Genomic DNA, 5,366 nt, shown 5'->3' on the forward strand with positions numbered 1-5,366 from the left:
ACCACCAAATTTTTTAGCCAAAATAGTAGTCAAAGCAGCAGTCAGAGTGGTTTTACCATGGTCAACGTGACCGATGGTGCCAACGTTTACGTGCGGTTTGCTACGTTCAAATTTTTCCTTAGCCATGAGCTAATTCCTTTACATTAAAGATCGATTAAAGAACAGAGGCCGTCTGAAAAATCATTTCAGCCTTTCAGACGACCTATTTGCCTGATTAGCCTTTACGGGCTTCAGTTACAGCAGCAGCTATGTGGGCAGGAGCTTCAGAATATTTCTTGAACTCCATAGAGTAAGTAGCGCGGCCTTGGGTTGCAGAACGCAGGTCGGTAGAATAACCGAACATTTCTGCCAGAGGCACTTCGGCACGGACTTTTTTACCGCCGATGCCGTCATCATCCATACCCAATACAACACCACGACGACGGTTCAAGTCGCCCATTACGTCACCCATGTATTCTTCAGGTGTTTCCACCTCAACTGCCATGATTGGTTCCAACAGAGCTGGATTGGCTTTACGCATACCTTCTTTGAAGGCTTGAGACGCAGCCAATTCGAAGGCCAGTTGAGAGGAGTCAACATCGTGTGAAGAACCGAAGATCAGACGCACACGTACGTCAACTACTGGGTAACCGGCAACGATACCGTTAGGCAAAGTATCGCGAATACCTTTATCGACAGACGGAATAAATTCGCGAGGAATCACACCACCTTTAATTTCATCGATAAATTCGTAGCCCGCACCACCTGGTTCCATAGGTTCCATTTTGATCACAACGTGACCGTATTGACCTTTACCACCAGATTGTTTGGCATGTTTGTATTCAGCTTCAACTTCTTTGCGGATGGTTTCACGGTAAGCCACTTGAGGCGCACCGATGTTTGCTTCCACGCCGAATTCGCGTTTCATACGGTCAACAATAATTTCCAAGTGCAGCTCACCCATACCAGAAATAATGGTTTGACCGGACTCTTCGTCTGTACGAACGCGGAAAGAAGGGTCTTCTTTCGCCAGACGGTTCAGGGCGATACCCATTTTCTCTTGGTCGGCTTTGGTTTTCGGCTCAACGGCAATATGGATTACCGGCTCAGGGAATTCCATGCGTTCCAAGATGATAGGTGCGCTTTCTGCACACAAGGTCTCACCAGTAGTAACGTCTTTAAGACCGATCGCAGCTGCAATATCACCAGCGCGTACTTCTTCAATTTCAGTACGGTCTGCAGCAGTCATTTGCACCAAGCGACCGATACGTTCGCGAGTACCTTTTACAGAGTTCAATACGGTATCACCGGATTTCACCACACCAGAGTAAACGCGGATGAAAGTCAGCTGACCAACGTATTTATCATTCAACATTTTGAACGCCAATGCAGAGAATTTCTCTTCATCGCTGGCTTGACGGCTGTCGGCTTCTTCAGTGTTAGGGTTAACACCTTGAACTGGAGGAATGTCGGTAGGAGCAGGCAGCAATTCTACAACTGCATCCAACATACGTTGAACACCTTTGTTTTTAAATGCTGAACCGCACAACATTGGTTGAATTTCACCGGCCAAAGTACGTTGACGCAATGCGCCTACGATTTCTTCTTCAGTCAGCTCATCACCGCCCAAGTATTTGTCCATCAATTCTTCGCTGGCTTCTGCTGCAGCTTCAATCATGTTTTGACGCCATTCTTCGGCAGTCTCAACCAATTCAGCAGGAATGTCGCCATAGGTAAAGGTTGTACCTTTATCGGCTTCATTCCAAATAATGGATTTCATTTTCAACAGGTCAACGACACCGCTGAAGCTGTCTTCCGCACCAACCGGAATCACGATAGGTACTGGGTTTGCGCGCAAACGGGTTTTCATTTGCTCAACAACGCGGAAGAAGTTGGCACCTTGACGGTCCATTTTGTTTACAAATGCCAAGCGAGGTACTTGGTATTTGTTAGCTTGACGCCATACGGTTTCAGATTGAGGTTGAACACCGCCTACTGCACAGTAAACCATTACCGCGCCGTCCAATACACGCATAGAACGCTCTACCTCTACAGTAAAGTCAACGTGTCCCGGAGTGTCGATGATGTTGAAACGGTGCTCAGGGAACTGTTTCGCCATACCAGACCAATAAGAAGTCACAGCAGCAGAAGTAATGGTAATACCACGCTCTTGCTCTTGTTCCATGTAGTCGGTAGTAGCCGCGCCGTCATGCACTTCGCCCAATTTATGAGTCAAACCTGTATAGAACAAAATACGTTCTGTTGTGGTTGTTTTACCCGCGTCAATATGGGCAGAAATACCGATATTGCGATACAGGCTGATAGGGGTCTTACGAGCCATTTTGTTAGCCTTTCGATATTAGAAACGGAAGTGAGAGAATGCTTTGTTAGCTTCAGCCATGCGGTGTACTTCTTCACGTTTTTTCAACGCACCGCCACGACCTTCAGCCGCATCAATCAATTCGCCTGCCAAACGCAGGTCCATAGATTTCTCACCACGTTTACGGGCCGCATCGCGAACCCAGCGCATTGCCAAGGCCAGACGACGTGAAGGACGAACTTCAACAGGAACTTGGTAGTTTGCACCACCTACACGGCGGCTTTTCACTTCCACGATAGGTTTGGCGTTTGCAATGGCTTCGTTAAATACTTCAATTGCTACTTTGCCGGTTTTTTTCTCAATTTGCTCCAACGCACCGTAAACGATACGTTCTGCAACAGATTTTTTACCGTCAATCATCAATACGTTCATGAATTTAGTCAGCTCAACGCTGCCGAATTTAGGATCTGGCAGTACGTCGCGCTTAGGGACTTCTCTACGTCTTGGCATTTTAATTTCCTTTAATCTATTCAGTTGGGGCAATTCCCATGAATACCCAATTGAGTATTCACTTACTCGGCCGTTGTTCAGCTTAGGCGGCCGACGTGCCTATTTGAGTCCCGATAATTATTTAGGACGCTTAGCACCGTATTTAGAACGGGCTTGTTTACGGTCTTTAACACCTGCAGTATCCAAAGAACCGCGTACAGTGTGGTAACGTACACCTGGCAAGTCTTTTACACGACCGCCGCGAATCAATACGACGCTGTGCTCTTGCAGGTTGTGGCCTTCACCGCCGATATATGAAATTACTTCAAAACCGTTGGTCAGGCGAACTTTACATACTTTACGCAATGCAGAGTTAGGTTTTTTAGGGGTAGTTGTGTATACACGGGTGCAGACGCCACGTTTTTGCGGGCAAGCTTCCAGTGCAGGCACTTTGTTTACGTACACAGGCTTTTGACGGCCTTTGCGTACCAATTGGTTAATAGTTGGCATATTTTCTCGTCCTGTTGAGTTAAATACTTGCCGACACCATGTCGACAAGATTGGAATTATATTTTTATTGCAAGGGTTTAGTCAAGCAAATGACTGATAAAGTTTGGTGTTTTCCAATTTATGTCTAAATTTTGGAAACAAAGGCCGTCTGAAATATTCAGACGGCCTTTGTCATTTTAAATAAGTCCGCAATTTAGTTCTCTACTTATTTTCTCCATTGCTTTCCTTATTTATTCAGACGGCCTTAAACTCTACCCTCTTTTAAGTCCTCTAAAAAATAAAACCGCAAGACTGGCTTGCGGTTTTATTTTCACAATAATCCCTCGGGATTATTCGTCTAAAGCTTCGGTTTCAGAAGTTACTTGATCGGCTTGCTGCCATTGTTGATGACGGCTGCGGTGGTAGGTCAAACCTGTACCGGCAGGAATCAATCGACCGACAATCACGTTCTCTTTTAAACCGCGCAGCTCGTCTTGTTTGCCCATGATAGCGGCCTCGGTCAAGACGCGGGTTGTTTCTTGGAACGATGCTGCAGAAATGAAGCTGTCGGTAGACAAGGAAGCTTTGGTAATACCCAACAACACATTTTCATAACGTGCCGGCTCTTTGCCTTCAGCGATGGCTTTCTCATTGGCAAGCATCACATCGCTACGCTCAACTTGTTCGCCGGTAATAAACTCTGTATCACCAGCATCCACAATGTTCACACGGCGCAGCATTTGGCGGATGATGACTTCGATGTGTTTATCGGAAATCTTCACACCTTGCAAGCGGTAAACCTCTTGTACCTCTTGAACAATGTAGCGAGCCAATGCTTCGATACCTTGCAGACGCAGAATGTCATGCGGATCTACGGCACCATCCACGATGGTTTCACCGCGGTTTACCACTTGACCGTCGTGTACCAAAATCTGTTTCTCTTTAGAAATCAGCGTTTCGTATGCTACACCGTCTACATCGGTAATAATCAGACGCTGTTTACCTTTGGTTTCTTTACCGAAGGAAACGGTACCGGTAATTTCAGCCAACATGCCGGCATCTTTCGGCACGCGTGCTTCAAACAACTCAGCAACGCGCGGCAAACCACCGGTAATATCGCGGGTTTTAGAAGACGCTTGTGGAATACGCGCCAACACATCACCCTTACCGACTTCCTGACCTTCACGGATAGTAATCACCGCACCGACCGGGAATGCCATAGAAACTGGGGTAGTCGTACCAGGAATGCAAATTTCCAGACCATTTTCATCCAACAGTTTGACAGTCGGACGCAACAGTTTAGAAGCACTAGAAGAACGACGTTTGCCGTCAATCACTACCAAAGTAGACAAACCGGTTACATCGTCAGTTTGTTTCGCAACGGTAACACCCTCTTCCACGTTTTCGAATTTCACCATACCTGCGTGTTCGGTGATCATCGGACGGGTATGCGGATCCCAAGTTGCCAAAGTTTGACCGGCTTTAATGGCTTCGCCGTCTTGTACCAGCAGGATTGCACCGTAAGGTACTTTGTGACGTTCACGTTCGCGACCGATATCGTCGTGAATCACTACTTCACAAGAGCGGCCAATGACAACCAATTCGCCTTTGTTGTTGGCAACGTAACGCATTTGGCTGCTGAAACGAGCTGTACCATTGGATTTGGCTTCCACTTGACTGGCAGCAGCCGCACGAGATGCCGCACCACCGATGTGGAACGTACGCATGGTCAGCTGAGTACCTGGCTCACCAATAGATTGTGCAGCAATTACACCTACAGCTTCACCAGCGTTAACCAGTTTACCGCGCGCCAAGTCGCGGCCATAACAGTGTGCACACAAGCCATGACGGGTTTTACAAGTAATTGGCGTACGGACTTTAACCTCGTCAACACCAGATTGGTCAATGATATCAACTAATTTCTCAGTCAGCAGTGTACCTGCCTCAACCAAAGTCTCGCCAGTTGAAGGATCAACAACATCTGATGCTGTAACACGGCCTAAAATACGATCGCGCAACGCTTCAATTACGTCACCGCCTTGTACTACTGCTTTCATGACAAAGCCGTCTGAAGTACCGCAATCGTCTT

The 5,366-nt window shown here is 47.0% G+C and carries 4 protein-coding genes and 1 pseudogene; all 5 read right to left on the reverse strand.

What is annotated here, in order from left to right; genetic code table 11:
• Positions 1-126: GTP-binding protein (locus tag ACTHUE_RS10405; RefSeq protein WP_002259029.1), on the reverse strand; the 126-nt coding region annotated here is incomplete at its 3' end.
• A gap of 88 nt (positions 127-214) precedes the next feature.
• A complete protein-coding gene (gene fusA, locus ACTHUE_RS10410) occupies positions 215-2,320 on the reverse strand; it encodes an elongation factor G (RefSeq protein ID WP_003749269.1) in 2,106 nt (701 codons plus the stop codon).
• 18 nt (positions 2,321-2,338) lie between these two features.
• The gene (rpsG, locus tag ACTHUE_RS10415; protein ID WP_002240962.1) at positions 2,339-2,809 is read right to left on the reverse strand and encodes a 30S ribosomal protein S7; all 471 of its coding nucleotides are present in this window, start codon (positions 2,807-2,809) and stop codon (positions 2,339-2,341) included.
• Positions 2,810-2,926: 117 nt separating this feature from the next.
• The gene (rpsL, locus tag ACTHUE_RS10420) at positions 2,927-3,298 is read right to left on the reverse strand and encodes a 30S ribosomal protein S12 (RefSeq protein ID WP_002218431.1); all 372 of its coding nucleotides are present in this window, start codon (positions 3,296-3,298) and stop codon (positions 2,927-2,929) included.
• Positions 3,299-3,627: 329 nt separating this feature from the next.
• Positions 3,628-5,366 (reverse strand): annotated as a pseudogene (locus ACTHUE_RS10425) (DNA-directed RNA polymerase subunit beta'); the annotation flags it as partial.

The sequence above is a fragment of the Neisseria sp. P0021.S005 genome, assembly GCF_051956955.1.